This window comes from Lentilitoribacter sp. EG35 (assembly GCF_040784015.1).
Classification (GTDB): Bacteria; Pseudomonadota; Alphaproteobacteria; order Rhizobiales; family Rhizobiaceae; genus Lentilitoribacter.
In genome coordinates, this window is sequence record NZ_JBFNGQ010000001.1 from 68,862 (window position 1) to 84,665 (window position 15,804).

The following is a 15,804-nucleotide window of genomic DNA, read 5'->3' on the forward strand; positions in this document are numbered from 1 at the left end:
AAAGATCCACTGGCGGGTTTTAGGACCCGCTGGATGGAGTGATCTTCAACAAGGAAATTACCATGAGCCTTTTATTAGATAGATTGAATTTTCTGAAAGCCAAGAATACTGGCACTTTTTCAGATGGTCACGGTGTGACAACAAACGAGAACCGCGATTGGGAGGAAGCCTATCGAAAACGCTGGCAACACGACAAGATTGTAAGATCAACACATGGTGTGAACTGCACGGGTTCTTGCTCTTGGAAGATCTATGTAAAAGGTGGCATTGTGACCTGGGAAACCCAGCAAACAGATTATCCTCGTACACGGCCGGATTTGCCAAATCACGAGCCGCGCGGGTGCGCCCGGGGTGCAAGTTATTCATGGTACATGTACTCAGCCAATAGGGTGAAATATCCTCTCATTCGTTCGCGCTTGATTAAACAATGGCGCAATGAGCGGGTGTTAAAAACGCCTATCGCGGCATGGGAGGCTATTCAAAGCAATCCTGAAAAGCGGCAAGACTATATTCAAGTTCGCGGCCACGGTGGTTTTGTGCGCGCGACGTGGGACGAAGTCAATGAAATTATTGCAGCAGCGAACGCGTACACTGCAAAGAAATATGGCCCCGACCGGGTGATTGGTTTCTCACCAATTCCTGCCATGTCGATGGTTTCTTATGCGGCGGGATCAAGATATCTGTCACTTCTTGGTGGCGTATGCATGTCCTTTTATGATTGGTATTGTGATCTGCCGCCATCATCACCCATGACATGGGGTGAACAAACGGATGTACCGGAATCTGCTGATTGGTATAATGCAGGTTACTTGATGCTTTGGGGATCCAATGTTCCCCAAACGCGAACACCGGATGCGCATTTTTACACCGAGGTTCGGTATAAAGGCACAAAATCTGTTGTTGTGTCACCGGATTATTCTGAGGCTGCTAAATTCTCTGATATGTGGCTCCATCCCAAACAGGGCACGGATGCAGCGCTTGCTATGGCTATTGGTCATGTCATTTTGCGTGAATATCATTTGGACCGACAGGCAGAATATTTTGAAGATTATTGCCGTCGTTATACCGATATGCCGATGCTTGTTCGTCTGGAAGAAAAAGACGGTCAGTTTATTCCTGGTAATCAAATCCGTGCATCTGACATTAAAGGCAAGCTAGGTGAGAAAAATAATCCTGAATGGAAAACAGTCGCTATTGATTCCAAAACTGGCAAGCTAGTGGCGCCTTTAGGTTCCATAGGCTACCGTTGGGGTGAGGAAGGCAAATGGAACCTTCAACAAAAGGATGGCAAAGGCAAAGATGTAGAGCTGGAAATGAGTCTCATTTTAGATGAGAACCATGATGCGATTACACCTGTTGCATTCCCCTATTTTGGTAATCGCGAACATGACCATTTTGAAGGTACTGATCATGAAAGTGTATTGGTAAGAAGTGTTCCAACCAAAAAAGTTCAACTCGCTGATGGTGAAGCGCTTGTTGCAACGGTCTTTGATTTGTTCATCGCAAACTATGGTCTCGATCGTGGTTTGAATGATGCAAATTCCGCAAAATCTTACGACGAAGATTTGCCATACACACCAGCATGGGCTGAAAAAGTTACAGGTGTTCCGCGTGAGAATATTATTACTGTCGCACGTGAATTTGCCACCAATGCCGAGAAAACAAATGGCCGTTCAATGGTCATTTTGGGCGCAGGTCTAAACCATTGGTACCACATGGATATGAACTATCGCGGTATCATGAATATGTTGATCATGTGCGGCTGTATTGGTCAATCCGGCGGTGGCTGGAGCCACTATGTTGGTCAGGAGAAGCTCCGCCCGCAAACGGGTTGGTTGCCGCTCGCCTTTGGTCTGGATTGGAACCGCCCACCGCGCCATATGAACTCAACTTCATTCTTCTATGCGCACACAGATCAGTGGCGATATGAAACGTTGAAAGTCAATGAGATTATGTCGCCAACTGCACCTGACGGGGATTGGGGTGGAACGCTGATTGACTACAATATTCGTGCTGAACGAATGGGGTGGCTACCATCAGCACCACAATTGAAAACAAACCCTCTGGATGTCGCAGCTGCTGCCGCGAAGTCGAAGAAGGAACCAAAGGATTATATTGTTGATCAGCTAAAAGCAGGCAAGTTGGAAATGTCCTGCGAAGACCCTGATGATGAAGCTAACTGGCCACGAAACTTGTTCGTGTGGCGCTCTAACCTTCTTGGTTCTTCAGGTAAGGGGCATGAATATTTCCTCAAACATTTGCTAGGAACATCTCATGGTGTGCTGGGTAAAGATTTGGGCGAAGAAGGTCGTGAGCGAGCTCAAGAGGCCAAATGGCATGATGAGGCGCCAGAAGGTAAACTTGACCTTCTTGTGACACTTGATTTTAGAATGTCAACGACGTGTGTCTACTCAGATATCGTTTTGCCAACCGCAACCTGGTACGAGAAAAATGATCTGAATACATCGGATATGCATCCGTTCATCCACCCGCTAACAAGTGCTGCGGACCCTGCATGGGAGTCTCGGACGGACTGGGATATCTTTAAAGGCATTGCAGAGAAATTCTCTGAAGTTGCACCGGAGGTTTTGGGTGTTGAGAAAGATGTAGTACTTGTTCCAACACTCCACGATACACCGGGTGAACTTGCTCAGCCACTTGACGTAAAAGACTGGAAGAAGGGAGAAACTGAGGCTGTTCCTGGTTTGACGATGCCGAATTTCGTTGTTGTTGAACGGGATTATCCTAACCTTTACAAGCGATTTACGGCTCTTGGTCCTTTAATGGATAAGCTCGGAAATGGTGGTAAAGGCATCGCGTGGAATACAGAACATGAGGTTGAGCTACTTGGAAACTTGAATGGTGTTGTAACTGATGAAGGCGTGACAAAGGGCATGCCCAAGATCGAAACGGACATCGAAGCTACTGAGGTAGTTTTATCTCTTGCACCTGAAACCAATGGTGAAGTTGCCGTTAAGGCGTGGGAAGCACTATCGAAGAAAACAGGGCTTGATCATACGCATCTGGCGCTGCCTAAAGAAGACGAAAAAATCCGCTTTAGAGATATCGTCGCCCAGCCGCGCAAGATTATTTCTTCACCAACCTGGTCAGGTCTTGAATCTGAAAAAGTTTGTTACAATGCCTGCTACACCAATGTGCACGAGCTGATACCGTGGCGAACTGTGTCAGGACGTCAGCAACTTTACCAAGATCATTTATGGATGCGGGCATTTGGCGAAGGCTTCTGTGTGTATCGTCCGCCAATTGATACTAAAACCATCAATCCGGTGATTGAGGCAAAATCTAATGGTGCGCCGCAGATTGTGCTCAACTTTATCACGCCACACCAGAAGTGGGGCATCCATTCAACCTATTCAGATAACTTGATGATGCTCACCCTAAACCGCGGTGGACCTGTTGTTTGGTTGTCTGAGGTGGATGCTGCCAAAGCTGATCTTGTCGATAATGACTGGGTCGAGGTGTTCAACTCAAATGGTGCAATTGTTGCAAGAGCGGTTGTGTCTCAACGAATGAAGGAGGGTACGATTTTCATGTATCACGCACAGGAGAAGATCGTGAACACCCCCGGGTCTCAAGTCACGGGTAATCGCGGCGGAATTCACAATTCAGTGACACGTGCCATCACCAAGCCAACACATATGATTGGTGGCTATGCTCAACTCTCATATGGCTTCAACTACTACGGCACCGTGGGCTCTAACAGAGATGAATTTGTCGTTGTTCATAAAATGGAGAAGGTGGATTGGATGGAAGGCCCGTACAAAGGCAAACAGGAGGCAAAAGTATGAAAATTCGTGCGCAAATAGGCATGGTGCTGAACTTAGATAAATGTATCGGATGTCACACATGCTCTGTTACCTGTAAAAACGTTTGGACCAATCGCGAAGGCGTTGAATATGCCTGGTTCAACAATGTTGAAACTAAACCGGGTGTCGGTTTTCCAAAAGATTGGGAAAATCAAAAGAAATGGAATGGCGGTTGGACACGCAATAAAAACGGTAAAATCCAACCGAAAATGGGTGCGAAATGGCGCATCTTGTCAAAGATTTTTGCCAATCCGGATTTGCCTGAAATTGACGATTATTATGAGCCATTTGATTTTGACTATGGTCATTTGCAAACTGCAAAGGAAGTAGAAGCCACACCAACTGCACGTCCACGTTCGCTCATTAGTGGTGAGCGTATGGAGAAAATAGAATGGGGTCCGAACTGGGAAGAAATTCTCGGTGGGGAATTTTCAAAACGGTCAGTTGATTACAATTTTGAAGGTGTTCAAAAAGAAATTTACGGTGAGTTTGAAAATACATTTATGATGTATTTGCCGCGTCTTTGTGAGCATTGTCTTAATCCAACCTGCGTGGCGGCTTGTCCATCAGGTGCTATCTATAAACGTGATGATGATGGCATTGTTCTTATCGATCAGGAAAAATGTCGTGGTTGGCGCATGTGCGTTTCTGGATGTCCATACAAAAAAATCTACTATAACTGGTCATCTGGTAAATCTGAGAAATGTACATTCTGTTATCCGCGCATTGAATCAGGTCAACCGACTGTTTGCTCTGAAACATGTGTAGGTCGAATCCGATATCTTGGTGTTATTTTATATGATGCAGATCGCATTGAAGAAATGGCTTCGACGGCAAATGAGCAGGATCTATATGAAAAACAACTGGAGATATTCCTAGATCCGAATGATCCGAAAGTCATCGAGCAGGCCCGTAAAGACGGTATCCCTGATGCGTGGCTTGAGGCTGCTAAAAAATCACCAGTTTATAAGATGGCAATTGATTGGAAGGTGGCATTCCCACTTCACCCGGAATATCGCACATTGCCGATGGTTTGGTATGTGCCGCCATTGTCTCCGGTTCAAAATGCTGCGGAGGCAGGTAAGATTGGAACAGAGGGTGGAATGCCAGATGTGCGTTCTCTTCGCATCCCGGTTAAATATCTGGCGAATTTACTGACTGCGGGTAAAGAAGAGCCTGTGATCAACGCTCTTGAGCGGATGATGGCAATGCGGTCTTACATGCGTGCAAAAACCGTTGATGGTGTTATCGATGAACAGATTGCCAAGAGAGTTGGTCTTGATTCCAAATTGATCGAAGACATGTATCAAATCATGGCGATTGCAAATTATGAAGATCGTTTTGTAGTGCCAACCAGCCATCGTGAAATTAGTGAGGATGCTTACGACGTACGCGGTTCTTGTGGTTTCTCCTTCGGCAATGGCTGTTCTGGTGGGTCATCGGATGCCGACTTGTTTGGTTCGAACCGCCCTAAAACGGTTCATACACCTAATGATTTATTCAAGGAGAAAGTGTAATGAATACGACACTTAAAATTATCTCATTACTGCTCACATATCCTAGTCGCGATATACAAAAAGAGGCCGGTGAACTTGCTTCTGCTGTACGAGATGATCAGGGTTTAAAGCCAGAACAAAAAAAATATCTCGTTGAACTTATCGAAGATATTGCTGGCCTTGATCTCTATGAAGCCCAAGAGCGTTACGTTCATTTATTTGATCGTACAAGAACCGTATCTCTTCACTTGTTTGAACATGTTCACGGTGAGAGCCGCGATCGGGGTCAAGCCATGGTTGACCTTATGACAATGTATGAAGACAACGGGTTTGAAATCGACACCAAGGAGTTGCCGGATTACCTACCGCTTTTCCTTGAATTTGTATCCACACGATCCGATGTCGAGATTGAAGATTTGTTAGGGCAAACTTCTCATATCTATGCAGTTCTGAGTGAGCGATTAAAAAAACGCAAATCGATTTATGCAGGAATTTTCGACATTTTGCAGGATGTATCCGAGCAAAAACCGGATGAAAAGCTGGTTGCAGAAATCTTGAGTAATCCAGAAGACGATCCGGATGATTTAGAAGCTATGGACCAGATTTGGGAAGAGGAAGCCGTCACGTTCGGTGGCAATGCGGGTGAAGAGGCCTGTGGGCCTGATCGTATGCGTACGCAAATGCGTGCGTCTAAGCGCAAGCCAGTTGATCCACAATCTGCTCGCTCTCACCCCATGCAGGAGGTGTAATTATGTCTGAATATCTCAACACACTATTTTTTGGAATTTATCCTTATATTGCACTCGTTGTACTCATCCTTGGTAGCATAATACGTTATGACCATGAGCCTTACTCTTGGCGGGCCGGATCTTCACAATTGCTACGGCGTAAACAGCTGGTTTGGGGATCGGTATTATTTCACGTTGGCGTGATCGTAATCTTTTTTGGTCATTTGGTTGGTCTGCTGACACCAATACAGATATTTGATGCTCTCGGTATTAGTCATGGTGCAAAACAGCTCCTCGCTATTATCGCCGGAGGTATAGCCGGTGTTATGGCTATCATTGGTGCAACCATGCTGGTGCACCGCAGATTATTTGATGCAAGGGTGCGCGCTAACTCAAGCACGTCAGATACCTTAATCATTATCTTGCTTTGGCTGCAGTTATTGTTGGGATTGGCCACAATCCCTATTTCGATGCAGCATCTTGATGGACATGAGATGGTGAAATTTATGTCATGGGCGCAAGGTATATTCACGTTTGATTTTTCAGCATCCAGCTATGTGATTGATGCATCGATCTTCTTCAAATTGCATTTGGTTTTAGGACTAACGATTTTGTTGATTTTCCCATTTACTCGGCTTGTTCACATGCTCTCAGTTCCAGTTCGATATTTTTGGAGACCAGGCTATCAGGTGGTTCGTGTGCGGAACTCTCGTAATTCGTCTGCAAAATCTAAAATGGAGGCGAATTAAATGGCAACCGTTATCAATACAAAGACTGACGGTTCGGCTGTGGGGTTAGTCGGTGAAGGTTATTCCACGTATAAAGAACCAGACACCAAAATCCCTCCAAAAGCCAAGCCCGTTCTAAATGAAGTAACTGTCAATGGTGTCGAAATCAAAGAGGCTGACATACTAGCAGAAGCACAAAATCACTCGGCCATAAACCCGGGTGAGGCGCTGCTGGAAGCCGCACGCGCTTTGGTTATTCGAGAGTTGTTGTGGCAGGAAGCCAAAACTCAAAAACTTGATTTCAAGCCTATTCTTGATGAGAATAATCGCATGGAAACTGAGCAGGATGCTGCGATCCGAGTGCTAATTGAAGCTGAGATCGATGTTCCTTACGCAAGCGAAGACGAATGTCGGCGGTATTATGAACAAAACCCGCAGCGTTGCATGTCGGAAACAATTTCCGAGGCACGTCACATCCTAATTCCGGCGGCTCTAGATGATAAGGGCGTGCGGGAAACAGCGCGGGCTAAAGCAGATGAACTGATTTCCATTTTAGAAGATAAACCCGAAGATTTTGGCGACTTAGCTAAAGAGTTTTCTGCCTGTCCATCATCAAAGCAGAGTGGAAATTTGGGTCAGTTAACGAAAGGGTCAACTGTATCAGAATTTGAGAAAGCGATTGATATTATGGATGTCGGTTCGATATCAAAATCACCCATTGAGAGCCGTTTTGGATTCCACATCATCGCACTTGATCGAAAAACACCAGGTGAGGTTTTACCATTTGAAGCAATGCAGGTGCGTTTGAAAGCATGGCTGGAAGCCGCGAGTTGGTCGAAAGCTGTTGCGCAATATATTGCAATTCTTGCAGGAAAATCCAAAGTGACCGGAGTTTCCCTTTCCAGTGCGGATAGTCCGTTGGTTCAATAGGAGTAGAAGGACATGAAAAAGCAGGATGAAGCGAGGCAAATGGCATTGGAGGCGCTTAATGATGCTCCGCCAACTCATTTGCTTCGCCATCCACTGGATTATGTTTTTGCCGATCATTTTCGGCAGCGTGTTTTATGTAGTGTGCTTGATCAAATTTTTGATGCGGACATACTGGATCCGGAACTTACACATGCGGTCTATCGGTTCCTCAAGGATGATTTGAAATATCATATAGCGGATGAGGAAGAAAATCTGTTCCCTATTTTACGCAAGCGAGCGGAGCCTGATGATCAGATTGATGAAATATTGGATCAGCTCAGTGAAGAGCATAAGTCTGATCATATCGACGCAAAACAGATACTTCGTGAGCTTGAGTATCTGCTTGATGGCACGAGCAGTTATCCGATTTCCTTTGAGGTGAACGAGATGGCCCATCGATTTACATCTAATGAACGGCACCACCTCATTTTGGAGAACGCGATTGTAATGCCTTTGGCGAAAGTTAGGTTTACATCCGATGATTTAAGCCAAATGGGTCAAGAAATGGCAACGCGCCGAGGCTTAGATTATCCGGAGGCAAGTGATGTTAACTGACCTACTTGAAACAAACGTAAAATGGGCAAGTGGTAAGCGTGAGCAAGACCCTGAATATTTCAAACGATTGTCCGCACTGCAACACCCGGAATATTTATGGATAGGATGCTCAGATAGCCGCGTGCCAGCCAATGTGATAACCGGTTTAGAGCCCGGTGAGGTGTTTGTTCATCGCAATGTCGCCAACTTGGTGCATCGAGGTGACCTTAATCTTCTGTCCGTGCTGGAATTCGCGGTGGAAGCGCTTGATATCAAACACATCATTGTTTGTGGTCATTACGGATGTGGCGGTGTTAAGGCTGCCATGGATGGTGTTCAGCATGGTGTTGTCGATCATTGGATTCAACCGGTTCGCGATGTGGCTGATCAATATCATCAAGAGTTAGAGGCCATTGAAGAAACCGAGTCTCGTCTGGATCGGTTGTGTGAATTATCTATTGAGGCACAGGTTAAAAGTCTTTCTCGAACGCCGATTATCCAGTCTGCATGGCAACGGGGCAAAAAAATTGAAATTCATGGTTGGGTTTACGGTCTCAGCAATGGCCTCATCCATGATCTGAATTGTGGTTGCAGTGGGCAAACATGTGAAATTCCTAACAACAAAACGTTATATTGAAAGAAGTAGTATGACACAGCGGTCAGATAAAATTTTTGCGGCTATACGTCTAAATGGTGGCATAGATATCAATATTTTGTTGCAGAGCGTGGTTGATCGTTTGCAGTCAAATAAGCTTAGTGTGCAAGGTTATTTGCAGAAGGAAATTATGCTTCCCGACAGGTGTAAATGCGATACTTATCTTGAGAATTTGATGAACGGTGATCAGATAAAAATCTCACAGGATTTAGGCAATGGAGCAAGGGGATGTAAGCTTGATAATTCAATGCTGTTAAAACTCAGTGATATTGCAATGCGAGACTTAGACCTTATTCCGGACCTTCTGATTGTCAACAGATTTGGTCGGAGCGAAGCAGAAGGCGGTGGTTTCCGTGATGTGATAGGTAAGGCTATTTCAATGGGGATCCCAGTTTTAACTGCGGTAAAAGAAGAGCATTATCCTGACTGGAAATTATTCAGTGATGAGCTTGGCTGTGAGTTGCCATCCGATTGCGAGAATGTATTGGACTGGTACGGTGGTATTCTACGAACAACGATTGGTGAGGCTAATAAGCATGTTTCAACTGCGCGCTAGTTCAATTTTTATCATCTGATTTCTGTTAATCTGACAATGCCGATCCACCCATGTCGAGCGGTAGATAACCAATAAATCCTGTGATCTTCCAGATGCTGTCCTCTTTGCGACAAAAATAGAGTGTTTGCCAATGCAGGATGTCTGCACCGCCATCAGTGCGCTGTATCGAGCCGTCAAATTTTTTGTGCGCGACAGCAGAATTTCCATTAATATCAATTTGCTCTAAAGTTGTGGCACGAAAAATACCGTCTGTCCGGTCTTCTGTATATTTGGTCTTAGCACTTTCAGCAGCTTGTCGGAGCCATTCGTCTCGATAGATCGCAAGAGTGGGAAAATTGATTGCCCAATCATCAGGATTGTTTGAGCCTTTCGCATCAATGCCCAAAAAACCTTCCTGTATAAAGTCACAAGCGACCATGTTCCAGTCTTGGGTGACGAACGCCACTATGTCACGCTTAACAAGCATATTCCATATTTGGCTTTTCTCTGCGTTGTTATGAAATGGGTTTACTTGGCTCGACAATTGTAGCTCCTGAGTTTGTTTTTGAAAGAACTCAATATTGAAAACCCTTGATCGCGGTCGAATGTTTAGATCTTGGATTTTCATAATTGTGTCATCTGTTTGTCATCTTTTGTGAATTGGCAGAGAACAAATCACCGAAATGCATGAAAATACCAATTGTGAAAATCATAATGTAATTTGAAGCTGTACTTAACTTATTCTGGTGTTGACATGATTGCTATGTCAAGCGTAACATTGAAAGTAAGTTACATTAATTCAGTTGTTTTGTATGCATATTGAAATTAACTTACATAATTTATTGAATTTAGTTACATATTGAGACTAATAGTCAATTGCTTGTGGAGGAGCTTGTGAAGATTGGTGTTGTGGGGCTTGGGTATAGAATTGGATATTTGTCTCACATATTTTCGGTAGCTAAACCCGATTTATCTTTCGTTGCTTATGTCGATCCTCAACCTGCAGGCTTGCCTTATGCGCAGGAGCATGGGGTTTGTATGGGCACTCAATATACAACGCTTGAGCAGATGCTTGATAGTGAAGAAATCGACCTGTTGATGGTTGGTTCGCCAAACCATATGCATTTAGAACATATTCGTATTGGTCTTGAGCGCGGCAAAAAAATATTTACTGAAAAACCTGTCGTGATCTCTGTTGAAGAAACAATGGAGGTTGCCAAACTGGTTGCGCAATACGGATCTGACAATCTTATGGTCGGCCTGGTTTTACGTTATGCGCCCCTTTATATTGATCTCTTACAAGCTCAAGCTGATGGTTCAATTGGGGATGTGACATCCATTGAAGCATCAGAACATATTCCGCCTTATCATGGTGCTTTTTTTATACGTGATTGGCGTCGTTATGAGCGCTATTCTGGCAGCTTTATGTTGGAAAAATGTTGCCATGATCTGGATCTTTATAACGGTGTGATGGGGTGTCGTCCGCGTTATGTGTCAAGCTTCGGGGGACGTCGCACTTTTGTCCCGGAAAATGCGCCCGCTGTTGATGGTGCGAATGATATGGAAGTCTACCATCGTAAACCAAGTGGTTGGATGGGAAGCGATAAAGTGTTTGATAGCGATGGCGATATCATCGACTTTCAAACTGCCATGGTTCAGTACGAAAACGGTGCGGCACTTAGTTTTCATACCAATCTGAACGTGCCGGATGATTTTCGTCGATTTGCTGTTATGGGCGCCAAGGGAATGGCGGAAGGCGATTTTATTCGTAATTTTTTGCGTATTACAGATTCTCGCACCTCAGATAGACTGGTGGATAAATCCTATGATGTATCTGGTTTATCGCAACATTACGGCGCTGACGAGCAGATGGCAGAAGATATATTAAATCATATGAATGACGGGCAACCGCTTCCGGTTTCCGTAACTGATGCTCTGGAGGCGGGTCTTTTGGCCTTGACAATGGATGAGGCTCGCCGAACAAATAGTGTTATAGATATGAGCCCGATATGGCAGCAATTTGATGCTGCTCTTGGCAAGGCAAGCTGAGGAGAATAAGATGAATAATACGCGTGGCGGTACAATGTTTGCGATAGTGTTACTTGCACCCGCAGTATTGTATATTCTTGGTATTGTCGCTTATCCACTTGTTGATACGATTAATCTGTCTTTTACGAACGCCTCGCTACGCAAGACATATGATTTTGTTGGGTGGGCAAATTATCAGAAGATTTTCAAAGCAAATTTTGATGAAGTTATTGTTCGAACCTTTGTTTGGACGTTCTTCTCAGTCCTGCTTAAAATGACGATTGGCACATGTGGTGCCGTTTTGTTGAACGCTGCCGTGCCTGGCCGAGCTCTCTTTAGATTGCTGACGATGCCGCCGTGGATTGTGCCGATGGCTATTGGTATTTTTATGTGGGGCTGGATGTATAACGGTCAGTTTGGCATGATCTCTGGTCTTCTGCAGAACTTTGGTTTGGTCGACGGACCAGTTGCTTTCCTTGCCTACGGGAATTCCGCATTCTGGGCGACAATCATTACCGATGTATGGATTGGTGTACCGCTTGTAACTATCTATTTTCTTGCGGCTATGCAGTCTATTCCACGTGACCTTTATGAAGCCGCATGGACTGATGGAGCGGGGCGCTTTTATCGCTTTCGACGCATCACACTACCTATGATGTTGCCAGCGATCATAACCATGTCGATGATCTCTCTGATATTTACTTTTAATTCATTCGATATCATCTGGATTCTGACGCGCGGTGGGCCATCAGGCTCGACGACAACGATGATTATCGACACATATCATACAGCGATCGGATCATTCAAATATGGTGAGGGTGCTGCACGAGCAGTGATGATATGTATTTTCTTATCGATCTTTTCTTTCGCTTACTTTCGTGTCGTTAGCAAAATTGGGGCAGGAGACAAATAATGAGCACCAAACCTATGATTGACAGGTATAGTTGGATTGAGCTTATTGCAATTTATGCCGGGATATTCCTGTTTCTGGCATTTATTTTAGCGCCGTTTGCTGAAGGTTTTTTGGTCTCCTTAAAGCCACTGTCGTTGCTCTTCTCTTCGCCATACAGTTTCATTCCAGAAAATGGATCATTTGACGCATATATTTCAATGTTGGAAACAGTGCCCGGCCTGTTTCGGTTCATCTTAAATAGTATCTTCATTTCAAGTGTGTGCACGATTGTTGTGTTGATTTTGGTTGTGCCCGCAGCCTACGCATTTGCGCGTTTTCCGTTTAGTGGTAGCGGTGCATTGTTGGGTATGTTTTTGGCAGTTAATATGTTTTCGGGTGCCGTCCTTCTTATTCCCTTATTCAGATTGATGCGGGCATTGGGACTGCTCAATACTTATTTTGCGATGATCGTACCAGGCGTAGCGTTTTTGATCCCAACCGCAATTTGGCTCTTACGTACATACATGATGCGTATTCCGCGCGAGTTAGACGAAGCTGCATGGGTTGATGGCGCAAGTCGCTTTTACACACTGCGTCGTGTTATTTTACCCTTGGCTATGCCCGGTATCGCGGTTGTCGCCATAACTACTTTCATTGGGGCTTATGCTCAGCAATTCATTTTTGCGCTGACGTTTAACTCCAAAACCGAGTTCATGCCTCTTCCCATCGGACTATTTGCTTATTTTGGTCGTCAGGAAGTGATATGGAACGAACTTATGGCCGCCAGCTTTGTTGGTATAGCGCCTGTGTTCATAATAATTATATTTTTGCAACGCTATCTCGTCGCTGGTTTAACCGCCGGTGCCGTAAAGTAGCACAATTCATCTCTGGATGGGATGATCTCAAGGGAGGACTTTGATGACTAAATACTCAAAAATATTTGGCAGTGCAATGTTTGCACTTCTAACGTCTGCATCATTGGCAAATGCCGCGGACAAAGAAATCAGTTTCATAAATTGTGGTGATGTTTTAACGCAAGGTTATGAGCAATATATCTCCGAGTGGGAAGCAGCTAATCCTGGTTATAAAGTTGCAGTTGAGCTCGTTGGCTGGGGTCAGTGCCAGGATAAAGCAACTACGCTTGCCGTATCTGGCAGTCCGGTTGGGCTTGCCTATGTTGGTTCGCGCACACTCAAATCTTTTGCAGCTAATGATCTGATCGTTTCGATCCCAATGACGGACGAAGAGAAGGCCGGCTATTATAATTATGTGCCGGACACTGTGACATTTGATGGCACGCAATGGGGCATTCCAGTCGCATTCTCTACCAAGTCTCTTTATTGGAACAAGGATCTGTTCAAGGCAGCTGGTCTTGATCCTGAAACACCACCAAAAACTTGGGAAGAAGAAATCGCATTTGCTAAAGCGATTGAAGAAAATACAGATGCAGATGGTTTTGGTGTTGTTGCCAAGACATTCGATAACACTATGCATCAGTTCCTGCACTGGACTTATACGAACAATGGCTCAGTGATTGATGGTGATGGTAATATTACTCTCGATAGTAAGGAAAACCTTGAGGCTTTAACCGCCCTGCGTGATATTACTGCCTATGCTGAGGAAGGTCCGACCGCTTATGAGCAAAACGAAGTGCGCGCCATTTTCCTTGATGGCAAGCTTGGGATGATTCATGCATCGGTTGGTGCGGTGAATCGTCTTGAAGGCACCGATATCAACTGGGGTGTAGCTCCGCTGCCGCTTGGACCAAGCGCTAAGGGCCCAGGTACGCTATTGATTACTGACTCGCTTGCTGTGTTCAGCGGAACAGGCGTTGAAGAGCAGGCAATCAGCCTTGCTAAATATATCACTTCTCCAGATCGTCAGTGGGATGCTGAAATGGCACAGGGTTTGACGCCGTTGCGCCCATTGCAGCCGCGTACTGATGAGCTGGTTGCTGAAAAGTCTTATTGGAAACCATTCCTCGATGGCATCGAGTTTGGTGGTCCTGAACCGCTTTTCTTCGATTATCGCGGTTTGCAAAACGTGATGATTGAGATGGTCCAGTCAGTTGTTACTGGTCAGGCTGAACCCGCAGATGCTTTGAAAAAGGCTGCTGCTGATCTTGAACAGCACAAGTAAGTCTATAGTGGTTGTCGCTGCACATTGCGGCGGCAACCATTTTTGTTAGTTAATCCAAGTCATCGGATTGATCATGGCGGCAAGCGCGCCTTGTATAAAGACAGAGAAACGGAAACATGGCACAACTTCAACTTAAAAATATTCAAAAAAGCTTCGGTGATGTCAGCATCATCAACGGTATTGATCTTGAAATTGAAGAGGGTGAATTTGTCGTTTTCGTCGGCCCTTCCGGGTGTGGTAAATCCACATTGTTGCGTATGATTGCTGGCCTTGAGGATGTGACGGGTGGTGACATTGTTATCGATGATCAGTCCGTGAATAATCTTCCTCCCGTTAAACGTGGTATAGCGATGGTGTTCCAGTCCTATGCTCTATATCCGCACATGTCCGTGTTCGAAAATATGGCCTTCCCACTTCGCGTGGAGCGTCTTCCAAATGATGAAGTTAAGAAACGTGTGGATGTTGCCGCAAAAGTACTACAGTTGGATGCGCGCCTAGAGCAGCGCCCGGGTACTTTGTCTGGTGGCCAGCGACAACGTGTTGCTATTGGTCGTGCGATTGTACGTCACCCTAAAATCTTTCTCTTCGATGAGCCGCTTTCAAATTTGGATGCAGCACTACGGTCCGATATGCGTATTGAATTGATGGAGCTTCATAAAACACTCGGGTCAACTATGATTTATGTAACCCATGATCAGGTTGAAGCCATGACGATGGCGGACAAGATCGTGGTAATGCGATCTGGTAATTTTGAACAAATTGGTTCACCGCTAGATTTGTACAACAGACCGGACAATCAATTTGTTGCAAGTTTCATTGGTAGTCCTAGAATGAATTTTATTAAGGGTGAATGTATTTCTGCCGATGGTAAAACATTGAAAGTTGATTTGGGTGATTTGGGGACGATTACCTTGCCGCGCAAAGCAGATCATTTGGCAGGACAGCAAGTCACCTTGGGTATCCGTCCTGAACATATGTTTTTGGGCGAGGGTGAATTTACTATCGAACTGAAGCCAAATATTGTTGAACATCTCGGCATCCATACGATTACATATTCAGAATTGCCCGGAAATGATACTTTCATTGCTTTGTTTGATGGTAATCCGGATCTTTCGGAAGATAAACCTGCCAAAATGTCATTTACCTTGGATGCTGCACATCTATTTGATGCCGATGAATTGGCTGTTCACTAATTTTTTTTTGGTATCCCTGCAGTTTCGGTTTTTTTACGTAATAGAAGTTGGTTCTGTAACGATCTCGAAGAGATCGGCTT

At 44.9% G+C, this 15,804-nt stretch carries 14 protein-coding genes; 13 read left to right on the plus strand and 1 reads right to left on the minus strand.

Annotated elements, in window-relative coordinates:
• The first annotated feature begins 62 nt into the window (after positions 1–62).
• The 8 genes from AB2J24_RS00310 to AB2J24_RS00345 are packed head-to-tail and all read left to right on the plus strand — an operon-like array spanning position 63 to position 9,493.
• On the plus strand, positions 63–3,809 hold the full coding sequence (locus AB2J24_RS00310) for a nitrate reductase subunit alpha (protein WP_367384022.1): 3,747 nt from the start codon (positions 63–65) through the stop codon (positions 3,807–3,809).
• A complete protein-coding gene (gene narH / locus AB2J24_RS00315; RefSeq protein WP_162652853.1) occupies positions 3,806–5,344 on the plus strand; it encodes a nitrate reductase subunit beta in 1,539 nt (512 codons plus the stop codon). Before AB2J24_RS00310 ends, narH begins: the two co-directional genes overlap by 4 nt.
• Positions 5,344–6,072, plus strand: coding sequence for a nitrate reductase molybdenum cofactor assembly chaperone (gene narJ, locus AB2J24_RS00320; protein WP_162652852.1), 729 nt, complete (start codon positions 5,344–5,346; stop codon positions 6,070–6,072). Before narH ends, narJ begins: the two co-directional genes overlap by 1 nt.
• 2 nt (positions 6,073–6,074) lie before the next feature.
• The gene (gene narI / locus AB2J24_RS00325; protein ID WP_367384023.1) at positions 6,075–6,800 is read left to right on the plus strand and encodes a respiratory nitrate reductase subunit gamma; all 726 of its coding nucleotides are present in this window, start codon (positions 6,075–6,077) and stop codon (positions 6,798–6,800) included.
• Positions 6,801–7,709, plus strand: a complete 909-nt coding sequence (locus tag AB2J24_RS00330) for a peptidylprolyl isomerase (RefSeq protein ID WP_367384024.1) — start codon at positions 6,801–6,803, stop codon at positions 7,707–7,709.
• Positions 7,710–7,721: 12 nt separating this feature from the next.
• On the plus strand, positions 7,722–8,303 hold the full coding sequence (locus AB2J24_RS00335; RefSeq protein WP_162652849.1) for a hemerythrin domain-containing protein: 582 nt from the start codon (positions 7,722–7,724) through the stop codon (positions 8,301–8,303).
• Complete coding sequence (locus AB2J24_RS00340) at positions 8,293–8,919, plus strand: carbonic anhydrase (RefSeq protein ID WP_162652848.1); 627 nt, start codon at positions 8,293–8,295, stop codon at positions 8,917–8,919. The genes AB2J24_RS00335 and AB2J24_RS00340 overlap by 11 nt, the downstream gene beginning before the upstream one ends.
• Positions 8,920–8,929: 10 nt before the next feature.
• Positions 8,930–9,493, plus strand: coding sequence for a DUF2478 domain-containing protein (locus AB2J24_RS00345; protein ID WP_367384025.1), 564 nt, complete (start codon positions 8,930–8,932; stop codon positions 9,491–9,493).
• A gap of 25 nt (positions 9,494–9,518) precedes the next feature.
• On the opposite strand, the gene AB2J24_RS00350 is transcribed toward AB2J24_RS00345, so the two are convergent.
• On the minus strand, positions 9,519–10,016 hold the full coding sequence (locus AB2J24_RS00350; RefSeq protein WP_367384026.1) for a hypothetical protein: 498 nt from the start codon (positions 10,014–10,016) through the stop codon (positions 9,519–9,521).
• 350 nt (positions 10,017–10,366) lie between these two features.
• On the opposite strand from AB2J24_RS00350, the gene AB2J24_RS00355 reads away from it, so the two are divergent.
• The 5 genes from AB2J24_RS00355 (at position 10,367) to AB2J24_RS00375 (ending at position 15,724) form a co-directional block, all read left to right on the plus strand.
• On the plus strand, positions 10,367–11,521 hold the full coding sequence (locus tag AB2J24_RS00355; RefSeq protein ID WP_367384027.1) for a Gfo/Idh/MocA family protein: 1,155 nt from the start codon (positions 10,367–10,369) through the stop codon (positions 11,519–11,521).
• Positions 11,522–11,531: 10 nt separating this feature from the next.
• Positions 11,532–12,413, plus strand: a complete 882-nt coding sequence (locus tag AB2J24_RS00360; protein ID WP_162652844.1) for a carbohydrate ABC transporter permease — start codon at positions 11,532–11,534, stop codon at positions 12,411–12,413.
• Entirely contained in the window at positions 12,413–13,267 is an 855-nt protein-coding gene (locus AB2J24_RS00365; protein ID WP_367384028.1) for a carbohydrate ABC transporter permease, read from the plus strand. Before AB2J24_RS00360 ends, AB2J24_RS00365 begins: the two co-directional genes overlap by 1 nt.
• Before the next feature lie 43 nt (positions 13,268–13,310).
• Positions 13,311–14,531 carry an ABC transporter substrate-binding protein gene (locus tag AB2J24_RS00370; protein WP_367384029.1) on the plus strand — a complete coding sequence of 407 codons (1,221 nt, stop codon included), beginning with the start codon at positions 13,311–13,313 and terminating at the stop codon, positions 14,529–14,531.
• Between the two features lie 116 nt (positions 14,532–14,647).
• The gene (locus AB2J24_RS00375) at positions 14,648–15,724 is read left to right on the plus strand and encodes an ABC transporter ATP-binding protein (protein WP_367384030.1); all 1,077 of its coding nucleotides are present in this window, start codon (positions 14,648–14,650) and stop codon (positions 15,722–15,724) included.
• The last annotated feature ends 80 nt before the right edge of the window (positions 15,725–15,804 follow it).